The sequence below is a fragment of the Nakamurella sp. GG22 genome, assembly GCF_052976845.2.
In genome coordinates this window covers 73,677-93,133 of sequence record NZ_JBRIIO020000011.1, presented here as the reverse complement: position 1 = coordinate 93,133, position 19,457 = coordinate 73,677, and the positions used below count along the sequence as shown (strand labels likewise).

18 protein-coding genes are annotated in these 19,457 nt (G+C 68.4%); 9 read left to right on the top strand and 9 right to left on the bottom strand.

All coding sequences use genetic code 11. From position 1 onward, the window contains the following. Nucleotides 1-72: 72 nt before the first annotated feature. From purL to purS, 3 genes are read right to left on the bottom strand one after another with little or no spacing between them, the layout of a single operon-like run. A complete protein-coding gene (gene purL, locus ACVBEQ_RS12860; RefSeq protein ID WP_447153696.1) occupies nt 73-2,466 on the bottom strand; it encodes a phosphoribosylformylglycinamidine synthase subunit PurL in 2,394 nt (797 codons plus the stop codon). Further along, the gene (purQ, locus tag ACVBEQ_RS12855; RefSeq protein ID WP_447153787.1) at nt 2,463-3,257 is read right to left on the bottom strand and encodes a phosphoribosylformylglycinamidine synthase subunit PurQ; all 795 of its coding nucleotides are present in this window, start codon (nt 3,255-3,257) and stop codon (nt 2,463-2,465) included. The genes purL and purQ overlap by 4 nt, the downstream gene beginning before the upstream one ends. Before the next feature lie 14 nt (nt 3,258-3,271). Then, entirely contained in the window at nt 3,272-3,550 is a 279-nt protein-coding gene (gene purS / locus ACVBEQ_RS12850) for a phosphoribosylformylglycinamidine synthase subunit PurS (RefSeq protein WP_447153695.1), read from the bottom strand. 325 nt (nt 3,551-3,875) lie between these two features. Here purS and ACVBEQ_RS12845 point away from each other — a divergent pair, with 325 nt between their 5' ends. Further along, nucleotides 3,876-4,157, top strand: coding sequence for an isoamylase early set domain-containing protein (locus tag ACVBEQ_RS12845; protein ID WP_447153694.1), 282 nt, complete (start codon nt 3,876-3,878; stop codon nt 4,155-4,157). Nucleotides 4,158-4,189: 32 nt separating this feature from the next. On the opposite strand, the gene ACVBEQ_RS12840 is transcribed toward ACVBEQ_RS12845, so the two are convergent. Further along, the gene (locus ACVBEQ_RS12840) at nt 4,190-5,422 is read right to left on the bottom strand and encodes an acyltransferase family protein (protein WP_447153693.1); all 1,233 of its coding nucleotides are present in this window, start codon (nt 5,420-5,422) and stop codon (nt 4,190-4,192) included. 99 nt (nt 5,423-5,521) lie between these two features. On the opposite strand from ACVBEQ_RS12840, the gene ACVBEQ_RS12835 reads away from it, so the two are divergent. The 3 genes from ACVBEQ_RS12835 (at nt 5,522) to ACVBEQ_RS12825 (ending at nt 9,240) form a co-directional block, all read left to right on the top strand. Then, nucleotides 5,522-6,265 carry a CPBP family intramembrane glutamic endopeptidase gene (locus ACVBEQ_RS12835; protein WP_447153692.1) on the top strand — a complete coding sequence of 248 codons (744 nt, stop codon included), beginning with the start codon at nt 5,522-5,524 and terminating at the stop codon, nt 6,263-6,265. Between the two features lie 156 nt (nt 6,266-6,421). Beyond that, nucleotides 6,422-7,051 (top strand): MBL fold metallo-hydrolase, encoded by a 630-nt coding sequence (locus ACVBEQ_RS12830; RefSeq protein WP_447153691.1) that lies wholly within the window; start codon nt 6,422-6,424, stop codon nt 7,049-7,051. A 104-nt stretch (nt 7,052-7,155) separates the two neighbouring features. Next, the gene (locus tag ACVBEQ_RS12825; RefSeq protein ID WP_447153690.1) at nt 7,156-9,240 is read left to right on the top strand and encodes a spermine/spermidine synthase domain-containing protein; all 2,085 of its coding nucleotides are present in this window, start codon (nt 7,156-7,158) and stop codon (nt 9,238-9,240) included. A 58-nt stretch (nt 9,241-9,298) separates the two neighbouring features. Here the strand turns inward: ACVBEQ_RS12825 and ACVBEQ_RS12820 are convergent, their stop codons facing one another. The 5 genes from ACVBEQ_RS12820 to ACVBEQ_RS12800 form a co-directional block, all read right to left on the bottom strand. After that, the gene (locus tag ACVBEQ_RS12820) at nt 9,299-9,691 is read right to left on the bottom strand and encodes a response regulator (RefSeq protein ID WP_447153689.1); all 393 of its coding nucleotides are present in this window, start codon (nt 9,689-9,691) and stop codon (nt 9,299-9,301) included. Between the two features lie 56 nt (nt 9,692-9,747). Beyond that, the gene (locus ACVBEQ_RS12815) at nt 9,748-10,779 is read right to left on the bottom strand and encodes a copper resistance D family protein (protein ID WP_447153688.1); all 1,032 of its coding nucleotides are present in this window, start codon (nt 10,777-10,779) and stop codon (nt 9,748-9,750) included. A gap of 81 nt (nt 10,780-10,860) precedes the next feature. Next, a complete protein-coding gene (gene lepB, locus ACVBEQ_RS12810; protein WP_447153687.1) occupies nt 10,861-11,385 on the bottom strand; it encodes a signal peptidase I in 525 nt (174 codons plus the stop codon). Next, nucleotides 11,361-12,452: a multicopper oxidase family protein gene (locus tag ACVBEQ_RS12805; RefSeq protein WP_447153686.1), complete on the bottom strand. Its 1,092-nt coding sequence runs from the start codon at nt 12,450-12,452 to the stop codon at nt 11,361-11,363. Before ACVBEQ_RS12805 ends, lepB begins: the two co-directional genes overlap by 25 nt. A 45-nt stretch (nt 12,453-12,497) precedes the next feature. Further along, complete coding sequence (locus ACVBEQ_RS12800) at nt 12,498-12,986, bottom strand: hypothetical protein (RefSeq protein WP_447153685.1); 489 nt, start codon at nt 12,984-12,986, stop codon at nt 12,498-12,500. Between the two features lie 434 nt (nt 12,987-13,420). Here ACVBEQ_RS12800 and ACVBEQ_RS12795 point away from each other — a divergent pair, with 434 nt between their 5' ends. The 5 genes from ACVBEQ_RS12795 (at nt 13,421) to ACVBEQ_RS12775 (ending at nt 19,437) form a co-directional block, all read left to right on the top strand. Further along, a complete protein-coding gene (locus tag ACVBEQ_RS12795) occupies nt 13,421-14,122 on the top strand; it encodes a response regulator (RefSeq protein WP_447153684.1) in 702 nt (233 codons plus the stop codon). A 32-nt stretch (nt 14,123-14,154) separates the two neighbouring features. Next, nucleotides 14,155-15,471: a sensor histidine kinase gene (locus tag ACVBEQ_RS12790; RefSeq protein ID WP_447153683.1), complete on the top strand. Its 1,317-nt coding sequence runs from the start codon at nt 14,155-14,157 to the stop codon at nt 15,469-15,471. Between the two features lie 194 nt (nt 15,472-15,665). Further along, on the top strand, nt 15,666-17,609 hold the full coding sequence (locus tag ACVBEQ_RS12785) for a PKD domain-containing protein (RefSeq protein ID WP_447153682.1): 1,944 nt from the start codon (nt 15,666-15,668) through the stop codon (nt 17,607-17,609). Between the two features lie 146 nt (nt 17,610-17,755). After that, nucleotides 17,756-18,514 (top strand): carboxymuconolactone decarboxylase family protein, encoded by a 759-nt coding sequence (locus ACVBEQ_RS12780; protein WP_447153681.1) that lies wholly within the window; start codon nt 17,756-17,758, stop codon nt 18,512-18,514. Beyond that, nucleotides 18,511-19,437 (top strand): RNA polymerase sigma-70 factor, encoded by a 927-nt coding sequence (locus ACVBEQ_RS12775; RefSeq protein ID WP_447153680.1) that lies wholly within the window; start codon nt 18,511-18,513, stop codon nt 19,435-19,437. The genes ACVBEQ_RS12780 and ACVBEQ_RS12775 overlap by 4 nt, the downstream gene beginning before the upstream one ends. Nucleotides 19,438-19,457 lie beyond the last annotated feature (20 nt).

Sequence of the window (19,457 nt, the reverse complement as noted above, 5' to 3'; positions counted from 1 at the left end):
GGGTGACACAAGAATCCTGCCACCTGGACTACCTGGTGCTGAGCACTCGCAACCGCTGAGCCGACCGAATGGTCAGCCGAACAGGGCGGGCAGCGTCCCCGCCCAGGCCGCGCGCAGATCGGTCAGCGACAGCTTGGCGACGTCCTGGATGTCGACGAACTGCTCGTCCGGCGCCCCGGTGTCACCGGCGTCGACGACGCCGATCTTCACCCACGGCTGACGGCGGACGGTGCACATCTCGGTGAACCTGAGCTCCTCGGTGCGGGGCACCGCAACGAGCACCCGCGCGGTCGACTCGGAGAACAGCCAGACGAACGGGTCCGCACCCTCGGGCAGCACGATCCGCGCGCCGGTCTCACCGGACAGGCACATCTCCACGACCGCCTGCACCAGCCCACCTTCGGAGAGGTCGTGTGCCGCGGACACCATGCCGTCCCGGGAGCCTGCGATCAGGATGTCACCGAGCTTGCGCTCCGCCTCGAGGTCCACCGCCGGCGGCCGTCCACCGAGATGTCCGTGCACGACATCGGCCCACGCGGAGCCATCGAACTCATCACGGGTGGTGCCCAGCAGCAGCAGCGTCTCGCCGGTGTCCTGGCCGATCCCCGGGATGGTTCGCCGCCGGACGTCGTCGATGACGCCGAGCACGCCGATCACCGGGGTGGGCAGGATGTTCACCCCGGCCGTCTGGTTGTAGAGGCTGACATTGCCGCCGGTGACGGGGATTCCGAGCTGCGCGCACCCGTCGGCGATCCCGTGGATGGCCTCCTGGAGCTGCCACATCACCGACGGGTCCTCGGGATTGCCGAAGTTGAGGCAGTCGGTGACGGCGAGCGGAGCGGCTCCGGTGGTGACGACGTTCCGGTAGGCCTCGGCCAGTGCCAGCTGACCGCCCGCGTAGGGGTCGAGCATCGTGTACCGGCCGTTGCAGTCGGTGGCCATCGCGAGGCCGCGTTCCGGGCCGTCCTCGGTTTCCGCGACCCGGATGATGCCGGCGTCGGCGGGCTGTGCGAGCACCGTGTTGCCCCGGACGTACCGGTCGTACTGGTCGGTCACCCAGGCCCGCGAGCACAGGTTCGGGGAGGCGATCATCGTCATGATCAGGTCACCGAGCTGGTCGACCGTCGGCCTTTGCAGGGACGCAGACGTGTTGGCCTGCAACGCATCCTGCGAATCCGGCCGGGCAACGGGCCGGTGGTAGACAGGGCCGTCGTGGGCGACGGAGCGGGGCGGCACGTCGAGCACCGTCGCACCCTGGAATTCGATCGTCAGCCGGCCGGAGTCGGTGACCTCACCGATGACGTCCGCCTGCACCTCCCACTTCTCGCAGACGGCCAGGAAGGCGTCGACCTTGTCGGGCGTGACGACGGCGCACATCCGCTCCTGAGATTCGCTCGACAGGATCTCGGCGGGCGTCATACCCTCGGCGCGCAGCGGCACGTTGTCCAGCACGATGTGCATCCCGCCGTCGCCGGCCGACGCGAGTTCCGAAGTGGCACAGGACAATCCGGCGCCGCCGAGGTCCTGGATACCGACGACGAGACCGGCATGGAAGACCTCGAGGGTGCACTCGATCAGCACCTTCTCCGCGAACGGGTCGCCGACCTGGACCGACGGAAGTTTGCGTCTTCCTACGCTGTCCTCGCTGTCGCCCCCGGCGAACGTCGCCGAGGCGAGCACGGAAACACCGCCGATGCCGTCCAGGCCCGTGCGGGAGCCGTAGAGGATCACCTTGTTGCCGACACCGGACGCGTGCGCGGTCTGCAGGTCCTCCGCCCGCAGGACGCCGATGCAGGCGGCGTTGACCAGCGGGTTTCCGGCGTAGGAGGGGTCGAAGATGACCTCGCCGCCGATGTTGGGCAGGCCGAGCGAGTTCCCGTAGCCGGAGACCCCGGCGACCACCCCTGGCACGACCCGCTGCGAATCGGCGGCATCCGCCGGGCCGAACCGCAGCTGGTCCATCACGGCCACCGGCCGGGCGCCCATCGCGAGGATGTCCCGGACGATCCCGCCGACACCCGTCGCGGCGCCCTGGTACGGCTCGACGAACGACGGGTGGTTGTGCGACTCGATCTTGAAGGTGACCGCCCAACCGTCACCGATGTCGACCACACCGGCGTTCTCGCCGATGCCTGCCAGCATCTTGGAACGCATCTCCTCGGTCGTCGTCTCGCCGAAGTACGCCAGGTGCACCTTGGACGACTTGTACGAGCAGTGCTCCGACCACATGACGGAGTACATCGCGAGCTCGGCGGCGGTGGGCCGGCGGCCGAGGATCTCCCTGATGCGCGCGTACTCGTCGTCCTTGAGTCCCAGCTCCCGGAAGGGTTGCGCCACATCGGGTGTCGCGGCCGCATGGGCCACGGTGTCCAGCTCCTGGTCCAGATCGACCAGATCGACGGCGCCGATCGGGTCGGTGATGTCCAGCAGGTCGGCGGCGGTGGGGTGTGCCATGTGGTCGGTCATCGGGAGACCCCGGCGGTCTGCGCGGCAGCACCGGAATCCTGCGCGCCGGACGCGGCGCCGATCCAGTCCCGGACCGAGTAGAACAATCCGAGCCCGTCGTCGGTCGGCCCGGTCAGCGCGTCGATCGCGTGCTCAGGGTGCGGCATCAGGCCGGCGATCCGGCCGTCCGCCGAGCAGATCCCGGCGATGTCGCGCATCGCTCCGTTCGGGTTGCCCTGAGTCGGCCCGTCCCCGACGTAGCGGAACAGCACCCGGCCCTCGCCCTCCAACTCGTCCAGCACCTTGTCGGACGCGACGAAGCAACCCTCCGCGTTCTTCATCGGCACCAGGATCTCGGCGCCCGGCTCGAACCGGGACGTCCAGGCGGTGTCGGTGTTCTCGACCCGCAACCACTGGTCGCGGCAGATGAACCGCAGGCTGGCGTTGCGGACCAGGGCACCGGGCAGCAGTCCGGCCTCGCACAGCACCTGGAATCCGTTGCAGATCCCGAGCACCGGCAGTCCGCCGCGGGCGGCCTCGATGACGGACCGCATGATCGGTGCCTGCGCGGCGATCGCGCCGGCCCGCAGGTAGTCGCCATAGGAGAAGCCGCCGGGAACCACCACCGCGTCGACCCCGCGCAAGTCGGTGTCCGCGTGCCAGAGGGCGACGGGTTCGGCCTCGCTGTACAGGACAGCGCGGGCGGCGTCGACGTCATCGAGCGTTCCCGGGAAGGTGATGACACCGATCCGCGGGCCGGCGCCACCGGTACCGGCAACGGTCGCCGCCGGGCCGGTGCCGCCCTTGGCGATCACCGAGTTCCAGCTCACAGCGCCGCCTCGGGCGCCGCCTGGGCCGGCTCCTGGATGGTCCCGAGGCGGGTCACCGTCCAGGTCTCGATGACCGGGTTCGCCAGCAGCGTGCCGGCCAGCTCCTCCAGATCCTCGTCGGAGACGGTGTCGTCCACCTCGAGGTCGAAGTGCTTGCCCTGCCGGACGGACTGCACACCGGTGTGCCCGGTCCGGGCCAGGGCCGCGAGGATGGCCTTGCCCTGCGGGTCGAGGATCTCAGGTTTGATGACAACGTCGACTGCCACGCGCGCCACGGCGGTGCTCCCAGCGGGTTCGGGTTCTGCGGTTCGGATTCTTCGGTTCGGATTCTTGGGGGGCCGTTCAGGTCGGGTCGGACCTGCAGGAAGAGCGAGCGGCGCGGTCTCGCACCGCATGCTCCGGCGCATCCGACCGCTGGTCAGCTTATCGCGGGCCGGGGTATCGCCGGGCCGACGGTCCGAGGCCGGCCGCGCCGCTGACTGTTGCACCGGAGTGAACGTTCGTCCCATTTGAGCGCGGCTCGCGGGTAGTCCCGCCGCGCTGCCTTACAGTCTCCGCTGGCTGTCATGAGGCAGCGCCCGACGACCCGATGGAAACACAGTGACCGTAAAGATCCAGCGAGCAACCCCTGTCACCGCCAAGATTCAGTTCGTCCTGCCCGACGACATCCACGACGGCCCGGTGTCGGCCGTCGGAACATTCAACGACTGGAAGCCGGGCGTGCACCGGCTGGTGCGCCGCAGCAACGGCACCCGCAGCGTGACCGTCGAAGTTCCGCGCGGCACCGAGGTGAGCTTCCGCTACCTCGGCAACGGCGGGGTTTGGTTCGACGACCCCGAGGCGGAGGTCATCACGTCCGAGGGCGCACTGATCCGGACCTGACGCAGGGAGCGGGGCGGTTCCGGGGCCGAGCGTCAGCTGGTCGGCCGGAGCACCGGCCCGTCGCCGCCGTCACCGACCTGCTCGTCCTCGATCGGGAAGATCCGCGGCGGCGGGTCGGTGGTCTGGGTTTGCCATCGCCGGCCGAACAGGTACATCACCGGGAGCGTCGCGAGCAGCGGGCCGATGATGGCCACCGGGCGCAGCAACCACCACGTCATGGTGGGTTCGGTGCCTTCGACCTGCGTCCCGAAGATGGACCATTCGACGGCCCGGGACAGTGCCATCCCGGTGGTGTGGAACAGGAACAGCGGCAGCGCGAAGCGGGTGAACACCGTGGTGGCCTTGGCGAAGGCACCGCCCCGGCCCAACGCGTGCAGCACCAGCGGCCGGGTCAGCTCGGCGAAGCCCACCTGGAACACCGTGAGCGCCACGATGCACACCGTCGGCGGCGCCATGTTGGAGTCCTCGCCCGGCACCCCGACCATGGAACCGGGGTAGAGCCCGGAGAAGACCAGCCCGATCAGCGCGAACAACCCCGCGGTGGCCATGATCCTGCCCTGCTGACGGGCCTGCGGCGATTGGTAGGCCCAGTCGAGCCGGCCGTCGGAGTACCGGGGTGCGGAATCGACCCCGGAGATCCGGCCGTGGAAGTAGCCGAGCTGGAAGGCGAATCCCCAGACGAAAACCATGTTCAGCCACTCGACGCCGGGCACCCCGTACCGGAACCGCAGGATGTCGACGATCACGGCGAGTCCTGCGAGGACCACCAGGACCAGCGCGTCGTACCGGCGGTGCAGCCAGACGGTGATCGGCATCAGGCAGATGAAGATCAGGTAGGAGAACACGAACCACAGCGGGGACAGCACCATCAGCACGGCCTGACCCATCCAGGTCAGGTCGAAGACGATGCCGACGACGATCCCCAGGATCACCCAGGTGACCAGTAGCGCGGCCGACGGGATGGCCAATGACCGCGCCTGCCGGAGGGCGAAACGCCACAGCCTTTCCCCGCGGGCCTCGGCCCGTTCCCAGGACTTCAGGTGCACGTAGGCACCGATGTAGAAGAACACCGGCAGCACCTGCAGCAGCCAGGTGGCGATCCACAGCCCGGAGGTGAACCCGAGTGGGCTGGTCGCATAGGGCCCCTGATCGCCCCACACCAGGATCGTGAAGCACCAGTGCCACAGGATGACGACGAGCAGCGAGAACGCCCTCAGGAAGTCGGCATAGGGATCGCGTGCGACGCGCCGCGTTCCGGTGGCCATCGCGCTCCCTCCCCGAGGTGACTACTGCCATCTTCCTCGTCGACCCTGGTCAAGGGCGCAGCCGGGGCGTCGGATCACAAGCAGGTAGACGATAGGAGCATGGGGTCGGCGTTGCAGGTCCGTCGCGTGCCGGGATCGCGCGCGCGTCGCCGCCGGCTGGTGGCACTGGCCTGCGCGATCGCGGTGCTGGCCGTCAGCAACGTGATGTCGAACCGGGTGTTGCCGGCCTGGGCGTATGTGCCGTGGAACCTGACGATGGCCTTCGTGCTGCTCGGCATCGCCTACCGCGGCGGCGCCGGTCCGGTGGCCGTCGGGCTCGGCATCCGGCACTGGCACCGGCCGGTCGGGGTCGGCCTGCTGCTCGCCGGCGGGACCGCGCTGCTGTTCGCCCTCGGGATGATCGTGCCGGCGACCCAGAGCGCCTTCATCGACACCAGGATCGGCGACGCCGACACCGCGCAGATGCTCTTCGTCGTGCTGATCCAGATCCCCCTCGGCACGGTCGTGCTCGAAGAGGTCGCCTTCCGCGGTGTTCTCCCCGCGCTGATGGGGGTGTCTCCGGCGATCCGGTGGAGTTGGGGTCCGGTGCTCGGCGCGTCGACCCTGTTCGGTCTGTGGCACATCCTGCCGTCCATCGGCATCGGGGACGCCAACGCGGCGGTCGGCGGGGCGATCGGTCACAACGTCGTGCTGACAACGACACTCGCGGTGTTGGCGATGATCGTCGCAGGTGTCGCGCTGTGCCTGATCGCCCGGCTCGGCAAGGGCATCAAGACGACGATGCTGCTGCACTGGGCGACGAACTCGCTCGGTTTCCTGGCCGCCTGGCTGCTGTTGAACTGATCGCCGCCGATCGGGACACCCCGCACCGACGGCCGGTCGCTGCACTTGACCACCCTCCGGGCGACGTAGCCTGACCCTTGGCCGGAGCCGGGGCAGCGGTTCTGCCGGTCGTATCGGACGGTTGACCCTGGCGCGGCCAGGACGGAAGGTTCACGGATGAAGATCTCCAAGTACGGGCATTCCTGCCTGCACGTCGTCGACGGGTCGGCCAGCATCCTGATCGACCCGGGGATCTTTTCGCAGGGCTTCGAGACCCTGTCCGGACTGACCGCAGTGATGATCACCCATCAGCACCCCGACCATGTCGACACCCGCCGGCTCACCGGCGTGCTGCGCGCCAACCCGGACGCGGCGCTCTACGCGGACAGTGGCTCCGTCGCGGTGCTGGCCGACGCGGGCATCGAAGCCACCGCCGTGCAGACCGGGGACGTGCTCGACGTGGGCACCCGGGTGGAGGTGTGGGCCGGCGACCACGCGGTGATCCACCGCGACATCCCGGTGATCAGCAACGCCTGCTACCTCGTCGGGGGGCGCCTGCTGCATCCCGGCGACAGCCTCACCGACATCGGCCGGCCGGTGGAGATCCTGGCCCTGCCGACCTCCGCTCCATGGATGGCGGTCAAGGAAGCGATCGAGTACTTCCGTGCCGTCCATCCCGCGGTGGCCATCCCCATCCACGAGAAGGTGATGGCCAACACCGACATGGTCTACGGACTGCTGACCAGGCTCGGCCCACCCGACACCCGGTGGCTGAACCTGGACGACGGCCACTTCGAAGTGCTCTGACGATCCGCTCTGACCCGCCGATCCGCCGTCAGACGGGTCGGCAACCACCCCGGAACACCCACATTGCACGAGCCGGCCGACCACCGGCCGGGCGGAGGTAGGACATGGCCGACGGCCAAGGGCAACCCACCACCGAGCCTGCGGGCTCTGCCACGGTGACACCGGCGCGTCGCTCCTGGCGGCTACCGGTCGAGTCGGAGCCCGAACGCCCGGACTATGCGGTGGTGCGCAGGCTCGTCCTGGGCAGCGCGTTGATGCTGTTCCTCGAACTGGCACTGATCCGGTGGCTCGGCGCGAACATCGTGCACCTGAGCTACTTCTCCAACTTCGTCCTGCTGGGGTCGTTCCTGGGCATCGGGCTCGGCTTCCTGATCTCCCGGCGCTCGTGGTCGATCCTTCCCGCCACGCCGGTGATCCTGGCGTTGCTGGTGATCTTCACCTTCCTGGAACCGGTCACCATCGACCGGGCGGTGGGCGACCAGGTCATCTACTTCACCTCGCTCAGCACCACCGGCCCGCCCGCCTGGCTGGTCCTGCCGCTGATCTTCGTGTTGGTCGCGGCGTGCCTCGCCGGGCCGTCCGAGGTGGTCGGTCGGTGCTTCGCCCACCTGCGGCCGTTGACCTCCTACCGGTGGGACCTGGTCGGCTCGCTGATCGGCATCGGGCTGTTCACCCTGATGTCGTTCCTGCGCGCACCGTCGGTGGTGTGGGGCGTCATCGTCACCGTCGGATTCGTGGTGCTGATCGGGAAGTGGCAGCGTTACCTGGCCCTGGTCTCCGGCGCGGCGATGATCGTGGTGCTCGTGATGGAGACGCTGACCCCCGGCATCTCCTGGTCGCCGTACTACAAGATCTCCACCGAGGACCGCACCGTCGGTGGTCTCTCGCTGACCGACATCTCGGTCAACGGTGTCCCGCACCAGATCATGCGGGCCGCGGAGCAGCGGCTGCTGGAGGAGCCCCAGTACGGGCTGCCGTACGAGCGGTCGCCGGAGAATCCGCTGAACAACGTGCTGATCATCGGGGCCGGTTCCGGCTCGGATGTGGCGATCGCATTGAGCAAGGGCGCCAAGCACATCGACGCGGTCGACATCGACCCGCGGATCATGGACATCGGTGCCGAGAAGAACCCGGACAACCCCTACGCCGATCCGCGGGTGACCCGGCACGTCAACGACGGGCGGGCCTTCCTGGAGACCACGGACACCAAGTACGACCTGATCCTGTTCGCGCTGCCGGACTCGCTGGCCCTGGTGACCGGGGCGTCTCAGATCCGGCTGGAGAGCTTCCTGTTCACCGAGCAGGCGCTGCAGGCCGCCGCCGAACACCTGACGCCGGACGGCTCCTTCTCGATGTACAACTACTACCGCGAGGACTGGCTGATCGATCGGCTGGCCGGCACCGCGGCGGCCGCCTTCGGTCACCAGCCGTGTGTCGACAAGGTCGGCGGCGGCCAGGCGGTGGTGACGGCGGCGCTCGAGGAGTCGAACCAGTCCTGCGGTGTGCCCTACTCACCGGCCGGCGACGTCATCGCGCCCGCCACCGACGACCGGCCGTTCCTCTATTACCAGGGCGGCTCCATCCCGTCGCTCTACCTGTGGACGCTGGGCGGCATCCTGCTGATCTCGGTGATCGCCGTCCGCATCCTGGGCGGCCCGTTCAGGGCGATGCGGCCGTACGCCGACCTGTTCTTCATGGGTGCGGCGTTCCTGCTGCTGGAGACGAAGAACATCGCCACCTTCGCCCTGCTGTTCGGCACGACGTGGCTGGTCAACGCACTCGTCTTCGGCGGCGTGCTCATCATCGTGCTCGCGGCGGTCGAGACCACCCGAAGATTCCGAACACCGCCCTTGCCGGTGGTGTTCGGCGGGATCGCTGTGTCCCTCGCCGTGTCCTATTTCATCGAACCGTCGTGGCTGCTGACCATGCCGTTCCTGCCGCGCCTGCTGGTGGCGATCCTGCTCGCCTTCATCCCGATCTACCTGGCCAACGTCGCCTTCTCCAAGCGATTCGGCGCCTCGGACGACTCGCAGGCGGCGTTCGGGCTGAACCTGCTGGGCGCGATGCTCGGTGGTTGCCTCGAGTACCTGGCGTTGCTGACGGGCTACCGCAACCTGCTGCTGCTGGTCGCCGCGCTCTACCTCTGCGCCTTCCTGCTGGCACCTCGGAAGGGGCTGGTGTCCGTCTGACGGCGGACGTCTGACGGCGGACGTCTGACGGCGTCCGTCTGACTGGCGGCCGGGTGGATCAGGACGATGTGGCGGGCCACACGGTGCCGCCGGCGGCGACGGTGCGCACGGCGTCGATCAGGACGTCGGAGTTGCCGTCCTTCACCAGGTAGCCGGACGCCCCGGCCTCGGCGGCGTCCCTGGCCAGGGTCGAGCTCGTCGATCCGGTCAGCATCAGCACCCTGGACGCTGAGCCGCCGGCCATCAGCGCCCGGGTGGCCTCGGTCCCGGACATCACCGGCATCCGCGAGTCCATGATCACCACATCGGGCAGTACCGCACCGGCGAGCGCCGAGACCTCGCTGCCGTCCGCGCATTCACCGACGACGTCGATGCCGCCCGCCGCCCGCAGCATCCCGGCAACCCAGTGCCTGACCAGATGATGGTCGTCGACGATCAGGACGCGAATCACGGGCTCTCCCTCGCTTCCCGGGTGACGGAAGACGTTCCACAGTTCGCAGCCGCGCGTCATCCCGTCGTGGACAGCACCACAGCGATGCCGATCGTCGCAGCCATCACCGCGAGTTCGACACCGGCGAGCCGGACCAGCGGGAGGAGGCGACCACTGGCTGCGGATCCGAGGGTGTGGCGACGGTGGCAGTGCCCGATCGCGGCCATCAGGACGATCGCAAGTGTCTTGGCGATGATCAACTGGCCACGTTCAGTGTTCACCAGCGCGGGCCAGCCGTCCAGCATCAGAACACTTTCGATCAGGCCGGAAGCCCCGACGGCGACCAGGCACAGCAGGGCCGCGGTGCTGAACCCTGGCAGTGCCGATCGCAGATCGGACGGGAACCGGCGCAGGTGCAGCACCATGGCCAGCAGCCCGCCCACCCAGACGGCAGCGGCCAGCAGGTGCAGACCGAGCGCCGTCATCGCGGCCGTGGGACTCCCGTGGTGTCCCGCGTGACCGCTCAGCGCCGACGGCAGCAGCGCCGCCGCGGAGAGAACCAGCAGGACGGCACTTCCGGGCACCCCGCCGATGCGGCTCCCGAAGAGGGCGATCAGGACCGCGACCCACAGCGTTGCCATCGCGGCCAGAAGTTGCTCGCTGCCGAGCAGGACCAGCACCGCATCCAGGTTGCCGGGGAGCCCGCTCGCCGGGACACCGGTCAGGAACGACAGGGTCATCACCATCCAGCCGGTGGTCCCGATCGCCCACACCACTGCCCAGCGAACCGTCATGGCCGCGAGATGGGCCGCCGCCTCCGGGGAACGGCCGCGGGATCCCAGGCAGCGCAGGAAGAGCAGCCCCACCACCGCGACGCCGGCCACCCGCTGGAGGAACTGCGCGATCGGCAGGCCGATAGAGGTGAGCGGACCGGCGTCCGGCAGACCTGCCGGGGCCGGCTGATAGCCGGTCGCGGTCCACCAGCGGGCGATGAGGATGGCCAGGATGCCGGCGAAGGCGGCGCTGCCGATGACCGCGGCAGTGGGGGCGTTCCCGCTCGGGTCCGTCGCGGGCTCCGGTGTGGTGCGGCGGCTCTCGATGTTCAGCATGGGAGGTCCTCGGTCGGTGATCGATGGTGTTCACGCGCTTGCTGGTGTGCGCCGTGGTTCAGGGCGGCCGAGCGGTGATCGTCATCCCGGATCACCGCAGGCCGGCGTCAGGTCCCAAAGCATCCGTCCGTCCAGCGCGGCGGTGGGGATCGGTCCGTAGGCCCTGGAGTCGATGGAGTTCTCGCGTCGGTCCCCGAGAACGAAGACCGCGCCGTCGGGGACGGTCACCGGGCCGAAATACACGCCGTCGATGGTGGAGTGATCCACGTAGGGCTCGTCCACCACCGCACCGTCCACCAGCAGGCGGGCATCGGCGATGGCTACCGATTGACCGGCCAGCGCGACCACCCGCTTGATGACCCGCTCGCCGTCCTGCGGGTGCGGAAAGGTGACGATGTCGTCGACACGTACGCCTGCACCCCGGTCCAACCGCTGCAGGAGCACGGTGTCCCCGGTACAGACGGTCGGGCTCATGCTGTCCGAGGACACCGTCACCGTGTCGAGCACCTGCGTCCGCAGGACGACGACCCCGATCAGGACAGTGCCGATCAGGACAGTGCCGATCAACACGGAGCCGGCCGTCAGACCGACCGCGCGGCGGCGCATCGGTCAGTCGTCCGAGGACGGCGATCGGCCTCGATCGGGTCGTTGTCGTCGTAGTCGCCGTCCTTCAGGCCGACGCTGAACTGGTGCATCATGTCGTGGTCCTCGTGCGGCAAGTTGTGGCAGTGGACCATGTACTTGCCGCGGTGCGGCCCGAATTTCATCATCACCCGCACCTTCTCGCCCTCTCCCACGTACACGACGTCCTTCGGCCCGAGTTCGTACGAGAATGGCGCCCTACCATTGCGACTCAGGATCTTGAAGTCGACGAGATGGATGTGCACGGGGTGGAACCAGCCCCCGGAGTTGTTCTCGATATCCCAGATCTCGGTGGCGCCGAGATCCGGATTCGCGAGCACCTTCTTGAATCCCGAGTCGACGACGTCGTGCCACGTCTCGCCGTTGAGCGTCCATTCGTTCGTCGTGTCGTCGCGCTCGACCCTGATGCTGCGGACCTTCATCGAGCCGGTGGGAGTCAGCGCCATGACCTCGTTGCCGGGATTCAGCGTTTGCGGAATCGTCAGTGCGGTCGGGTCGTTCTTGTCGAAGGGGTCGGCCACGACGTCGAACGCCATGATCTTTCCGGTGTAGTCGTAATCCCGGTTGTTGGGGTTGGAGAGGTTGCGCAGTTCGATGCGCTGTCCGGTGGCGAATTTCGAGAAGTCGATGAGCACCTCATACCGCTCCGCACTGCCGTGCCGCCATTGGCTGACATTCTGGGATTTCGGCATCAGGCCACCGTCGGTCGCGACCATGTACATCGGCGCGGCCGGTGAGGTGCTCGGCCGGTACGACCGGGAGATGGACGCATTCAGGAAGCGGAAACGGTAGATGCGCTTCTTGACCTTCATCACCGGCCACGGCCGGCCGTTCACCAGGATGACGTCTCCCCACAACCCGGAATGGGTGCGATCGTCGTACAACTGAGATCCATTGGCGGCGAACATCATGTCGGACAGCGTGACCGCGACATCGAATTCACCTTGCGGCAACAACGCACGTTCCTGGTCATCGTGCAGGTGATATTGCGAGGCGAGCCCGGAGTAGGCGTTCTGCGCCGTGTAGTGCACGCCGTGATCGTGGTACCAGAGGGTGCGGGCCGCCTGGAAGTTGGGCTAGTGATAGATCTTCTTCTGACCAGGAGCGGTGATGTCACTGGCGTAGCCGTCGTACTGCGGCAATGACGCTGAGCCGTGCAGATGTGTCGAGATGTCCATCGGTGTGCCGAATGTCGGATGCGCCGTCGGCAGCTTGTTGTGCATCGTCATCTCGATGCGGGCGCCCTGTTTGACGTCGATCCGCCTGGCCGGGACAAGGCCGTCGTAGCCGAGGACCGGTGTGGTGAATCCGGGCACGATCGCGGCGCCGCCCGGCTTTGCGGTGATGTCGTAGCAGTCGATCGGCCCGTCGGCGTCCCACTTGGTGGTGGGAGTGAGGACCTCGAGGCGACTGAAGGTCGTCTGGAACGGCTTGGGCATCTTCGACGACGACAGCAGGCTCGCGCTCGACCCACTGACCGTGCGGCCCAACGGAACGGCGAGTCCCGCGGCGCCCAGGACGCCGAGGCCGCCGAGCTTGAAAGCATCCCTGCGAGTGAGTTGCATGATGGGGTCCTTGAGGAATTCGTGGGGAACGGGTAGTCCGGCGCTGATGCCCTTGCGCCCTGCACGCTGCCGGCCTGTCCAGCATGGAGTTCGAAAGTGTTGTTCAAAACCCCGATCAGAGGGGCGGGGGCACCCCCAAAAATGGGGGGCGCTACCGAGCCGGCCGCCCCGAAAGGACGAGTGCGGGCCACCGCTCCCGATCGGTCAGATGGGTACAGCAACTGGACCGAACGGGTATTAATCCGTGCGGCGACGCCCAACGGCCACCGCACGTGGCCAGATTGGTAGGACATCGCTTGCGCCGGCAACTTGTGGCGATGGAGGTGGACGCTGATCACAGACCCGGGTCCGTGATGCAGCAGCAGCGGTGCAGGCATTGCGGTGCTGGAGAGTGCGGTGTGATCGGGCCGGGGGGCGGCGAAGTGGGGGACGACGTGTACACAACAGAGGTCGATCGACAGCGCCCGGGCGAAGCGGGCGCCGAAACCGTCAGCACGCAAACGATTCTCGTCGTCGACGACCATCGCTCGTTCGCCGAGCTGCTGTCCGCTGCGTTGAACACGGTGGCCGGGCTGACCTGCGTCGGCACGGCGTCTTCGGCGTCGGAGGGCGTCGAGCTGGCCGCCCGCCTTCAACCCAACATCATCGTGATGGATATCCAGATGCCCAAACAGGACGGGCTGGCGGCGGCGCGACAGATTCGTCACGTCGCTCCCGGCAGCGTGATCGCGATGGTGACAGCTCACCGCGATCCGGCCTGGATATCCCGGGCCGCTCAGGCGGGGGCATCCGCGTTCATCCCCAAGGACGGCTCCCTGACGGAGATGATCGACGTGCTGACCCGGGTCCGGCCCGGACAGATGCTGGTTGCGCCATCGGCCTTCTCGGGGACCGCGCAGGACAAGAGCTGGTCGGGTGAAGCCCGCCCCGTCCTGACCCAGCGGGAGATCGACGTCCTGACATATCTGGGCCGCGGGATGTCTGCCAAGACGATCGCCCAGACTCTCGGCATCACCCTGCACACCTGCCGGGGCTACGTGAAGTCGTTGCACAGCAAGCTCGGCGTCAACAGTCAACTGGAAGCGGTCGTCAAGGCCCAGCATCTGGGGCTGATCGGTGTCCCTGAGAAGCACTGAGCGACTTCGCGGCCGGCCGGCCGGCCGGCCGGTTGGGTGTCCGCCGCGAGCTGACCCTGTTCGCCGGAGTCGCGGCGCTGACGCTGGCCGTCGTGGGCGCGGGCGCGGTGGTCGCGAGCCGCTCGGTGGCCCGTACACAGGCGCTCAAGGAATCGGAAAGGATCACGGACCGGCTCGCCAAACAACTGGTCGCCCCCTTGCTGGAGGACGCCCTGCGCGGCGACACGGCGAGGCGGGAGGAGCTCGACCGGGCGATCGAGATCCGCATGAATGACGGTTATCTCACCGAGGTCACCGTCTGGGACCGGTCTGGTCGGGTGCTGTACTCCGACCGGCCCGAAGAAATCGGCCAAATCGAGGAAGCGCCGGAGGAGGTGGCCGCGGCCATCGACGGCGACGCGAGGAGTTCCGATTTCGAGGAGCAGCCGGAGGCCACCGACGAGGTCTTCAGCGACGACGACCCCGGCTTCGTCGAGGTCTACGTGCCCCTGGACATCGAAGGGCAGCCGCCGCTCGCCTTCGAGGCGTACTTCGATTACTCACGGGTCAACGAGAACGCCACCACCTTGCTCGCTGCGATCCTGCCGCTCGTGCTGATCCCGCTGCTGGTCCTGCAGATCATCCAGGCGCCCATCGCCATCTCGCTCGCGGGCCGGGTCCGCCGGCACGAGGCGGAACGTTCCGCCCTGCTGAAACGCACGCTGTCTGAATCGGAAAAGGAACGCATGCGCGTCGCGGCCGACCTGCACGACGGGCCGATTCAGGATCTGGCGGGCGTCGGGTACGCCCTGGGTGCCATCGCACCGGCCATCCCGGACGCCTATCAGGACCTGATGCGCAGCGTGCACGACACCGTCACGCACGCCATCGGATCACTCCGCCGACTGATGGTCGACCTCTATCCACCCGACCTCGACGCCGCCCAGCTGGCCCTCACCATCGACAACCTGGCCGTACCGCTGCGCGAGAAGGGCATCGACGTCGAGGTTGTCGCCGATCCGCTCCCCGACCTCGACAACGACTCGGTGACCACGCTGTACCGGGTCGCGCGCGAGACGCTGGCGAATGTTGCCGAGCACGCCGCAGCATCGACGGTGCGGGTTGCGCTGATGGCCACCACCTTTCGGGACGACACCGGCTCCCCGTCGGTCAGCCTGCGGGTGAGCGACGACGGTGTCGGCATCGACGAGCGCGACGTCGACAAGCGTGCGGACGGCCACCTGGGTCTTCGCCTACTCAAGGACCGCGTCGAGAGCCTCGGCGGTACCTTCACTCTCACGACGGCACGGAGCCGGGGTACGACGATCGTAGCGACCCTGCCGGTTGCGGGCGGGCCGTCCGCGAGATAGCAGCCGCCCAAAATTGGGGGTCTGCCGACCCCTACGCTGCGGCTTCCCGGTCGGCCGCGGGAGCGGAATCCTGAGCAGGTAGATCGTCGACGCCGCAGCCGGTGGATCCGCCCGCAGCGCTGTCGGATCACCTGCCGATTTCTCCTTCCCGTCGATTCCTCATCGCCGGGTATCTCCCACAACCTGGAGTCCACATGACTGTGAACGACCCGCTGGACAGCCGCGGTCGAAGGGCTGCCCGACACGGGCAGCGCAGACCCGGCTGGATGCACCGGATCGCCTTGCTCACAACCGTTGTCGTCCTGCCGCTCGGACTGGCGAGCAATACGCTGGCCACCACGCAGGTGACCGTCAAGAATCCCGGCGGACTCGTCGCCGCCGGACCGGTGGACGGTGCCAATGGCTTCCCCACCTGGTACGCCGACAGCGCGGGTAATCGGGTGGAACCCTGCCTCGACCCGGACAACCCGCTGTGCGGATTGCTTCCCGGTGATGTTCCCGATCCGGAAAGTCCCATTTCCTTCCCGGACTATTTCCCGGAGGAATTCTTCTACCAGCTCATCGACAGCAGCCTCACCCTACCCGGCGGCGGAAAGGCGACGCTCACCCTCGGCTTGGAGGCCGCCTTCGCGAACGGTCCCGCCGAGGAGGGTGAACAGGTGGTGTTCGCCCGCACCCGGGTGGTGCTGAAGGGCGCACCGCGCAGCACGACGGTGACGATCAAGCACCCCTTCGGTGAGCTGACCGTCGACACCGACGGCACAGGCGCCGGCCGACTGGTCCAGGACATCTCCCCCGCGGTGGGCAACTTCGAGGCCGCTCTGAAGGGAAACTTCGGACCCTTCCTCACGTGGGACCCCGCCGTCGCACCGCAGGCACCGGCCGGCTTCACCGGTGATCCGGCAGTCGCCCACAAGGTGGTCGGCGGCCTCGCCGGGTACAACAAGTTCTCCGTCTCCGGCGGCGGACTGGCTCTCGAAACGGACCAGTTCACCATCAGCGGCAAGCTCGCGACCAACACCGGCGTCACCGCTGACCGTGCCGTGATCAACGGCGGCTACCTGGACGTGTTCGCCACCAGCAAGGGCTCCGCGCTGCAGGTCGACGGGATCACCGATTCCTTCGCGACCACACCGATGACCCACGACGACGGGACCGACCGCCACTACGCTCGCATCGCGTTGACCGGGACCGGCCGGCCTGCCCAGGTGACGATCCGGAATCTCAGCGACAAGCCGGTCAGCACCGCGGTTGTCAAGACCGGCGACATCACCGTCACGCAGGCCGACTACGACGGCAGCACGTTGACCGTTGCGGCGACCGCCGGTAGCTACCCTCTGACGGTGGCGGGCCTGGGCACCCTGGAGAGTTCCGAACCGAAGACGTGGACGGTTCTCTCGCCACCGCCCGCTGTCAGCATCAAGGGGACCAACGGGCTGACGGTCGTCTTCCCGGTCCGGATCACCGGTGGTCCGGCGATGGACCCGGCCCTCCCGCCGGTGCCGCCGGAGACCGATCCGGGTCCGATCAACGACAACACCCCGAACAACCCCGCCTCGGACCCGGTCGCCGCCATCGCCCCGGTCAGCCCCACCCGGCTCGGCACCAGCGTGACGCTGGACGGCAGCGCATCGGTCGGCGCCGCGAGCTACGCCTGGACCCAGGTGAGCGGCGGCCCCGCTGCGACCATCACCGGTGCGAACACCGCAAAGCCGATCGTCTCGTTGAAGTACTTCACGTCGACAACGGCGACAGCACCGTCACCCACCGCCACGCCCATCGTCTTCCAGTTGGTGGTGACGGACGGGGCGGGCACCGCCAGCACGCCGGTGGTCGTCGAGATCCCGGTGAAGACCGACGTGCTGAGCGTGTCGACGGGTGCTCGTCACCGGCTGGGCACGGAACTGCGGATCGACGGCACCTCGTTGATCGACGGCGCCGCCGGCGTGCTGTCGCCGGCGACCCAGGTCGTCATCTGGGACACCACCCGGCCAACCCCGGTCAAGCTGGGCAGCTTCCCGGTCGACACCCTGGGCGCCTGGGCCGCCCGGCAGAAGCCGGGGCCGACCACCCAGGTCCGATCGGTCCTGATTCAGTCGACGCGGGGCGGGACGGCGGTGGCCACCCTCTCCACCTGATGCCCTGACACACCGTTGAAGGGGTGCCCGCCGTTCCACCGGCGGCCACCCCTTCACACTTGCCTGCTCCATTCCCGGTGCGCCACATTCGTGTGCCAGCAGCGGGGCACCTGTCACAGTCACCGGGGCTGCGGTGTCTTGTGGTCATGACAGACACCACTTCCACTCCCACCTCCCCCGCCGCCAACCCGGCGCCGAGCCAGACCCCGGCCGTCCCTGGTACCGCCGTCCAGGGTCCGGCCGTCGCTGGTCCCGTCGTCCCTGGTCCCGTCATCCCTGGTCCAGCCGTCCCCCGTGACGTCAGGAGCGCGCGGGCACGCATCCCGCTGACCGAGCCGCGCGGCCTCTTCGACCGGTTGGTCGCCGGTTACGCCAAGCGCCGGTTCGGCCAGGTGCCCGACAACCTGCTCGCGATGGCGCACAACCGCCGCGTCCTGGTCACCGACGCACGGTTCGAGATGTCCGTCGCCCGCTGGAAGGCGCTGGACCCCCAGCTCAAAGCGCTGGCCGAGATGGCGGCCGCCTCGGCCATCGAGTGCAGCTGGTGCATCGACTTCGGTTACCACGAGGCACATTCCAAGGGATTGGACACAGTGAAGATCACTGCCGTGCCGCGGTGGCGGACCGCGGACGTGTTCACCCCGGTCGAACGCCGGGTGCTCGAGTACGCGGAGGCGATGACCGCCACCCCGCCGACCGCCACCGATCAACTGGTGGAGGCCCTCCGGCAGGACATCGGGGATGCGGCTCTTGTCGAGCTGACGATGATGGTAGCTGTGGAGAATCTGCGTTCGCGGTTCAACGCCGCACTCGGCCTGGCGTCACAGGGTTTCTCCGAGTCCTGCCGGGTGCCGCAGGCGCCGACGCGACCCGGCCCGATCGGTCAGCAACGGGAGCCCTCGTGACGGATCTCGACGACCCGCCGCTCACCGATGGCACCGAGGAGTTCGCCGAACACCGCGGCCTGCTGTTCACCGTCGCCTACGAGATCACCGGCTCGGTGGCCGACGCGGAGGACGTCGTGCAGGAGAGCTACCTGCGGTGGGCCGCGCTGCCGGACGGGCAGCGGGCGGCAATCCGGGCGCCGCGCGCCTACCTCGCCCGGATCGCGACACGGCAGGCCCTCAACCGGGTTCGCAGCAGATCCCGGTTGCGCGAGGAGTACGTCGGCCCATGGCTTCCCGAGCCACTGGTCACCGCCCCCGACATCGCCGAGGACGTCGTCCTCGCCGAGTCCGTGTCGATGGCGATGATGCTGGTGGTGCAGAGCCTCACACCCGACGAGCGAGCGGTGTTCGTGCTGCACGAGGTGTTCGGCTTCGCCCACGACGAGATCGCTGCGGCCGTCGGCAAGTCGCCGGCCGCGGTCAGGCAGATCGCGCACCGGGCCCGGTCCCACGTGCAGGCCCGGCGACCACGCCCCACCGCGAGCACGGCGGACGTGCCGGAGGTCGCGCAGCACTTCATGATCGCGGCCGCCACCGGGGACCTGCAGGGACTGATGGACGTGCTGGCGCCCGACGTCGTGCTGCTGTCCGACGGCGGCGGGAAGGTCCGGGCGGCGATGCGTCCGGTGGTCACCGCCGACCATGTCGCGAGGCTGCTGATCGGTTTGCGCACCAAGATGATGGCCGGCGAGAACCCGCCCGTCTCGCGCACGGAACCAGCGATGGTCAACGGCCGGCCGGGCGCTCTCCTCTACTACGACGACGTCCTGGACACGGTGGCGACGGTGGAGATCGAGGGTGACCGGGTCGCCGCCGTCTACCTCGTCAGGAACCCGGACAAGGTGCGGACCGCCGTCGCCCAGCGGGAGGCCGGCCGCTGACGGCACCCGCCGGATGCCTT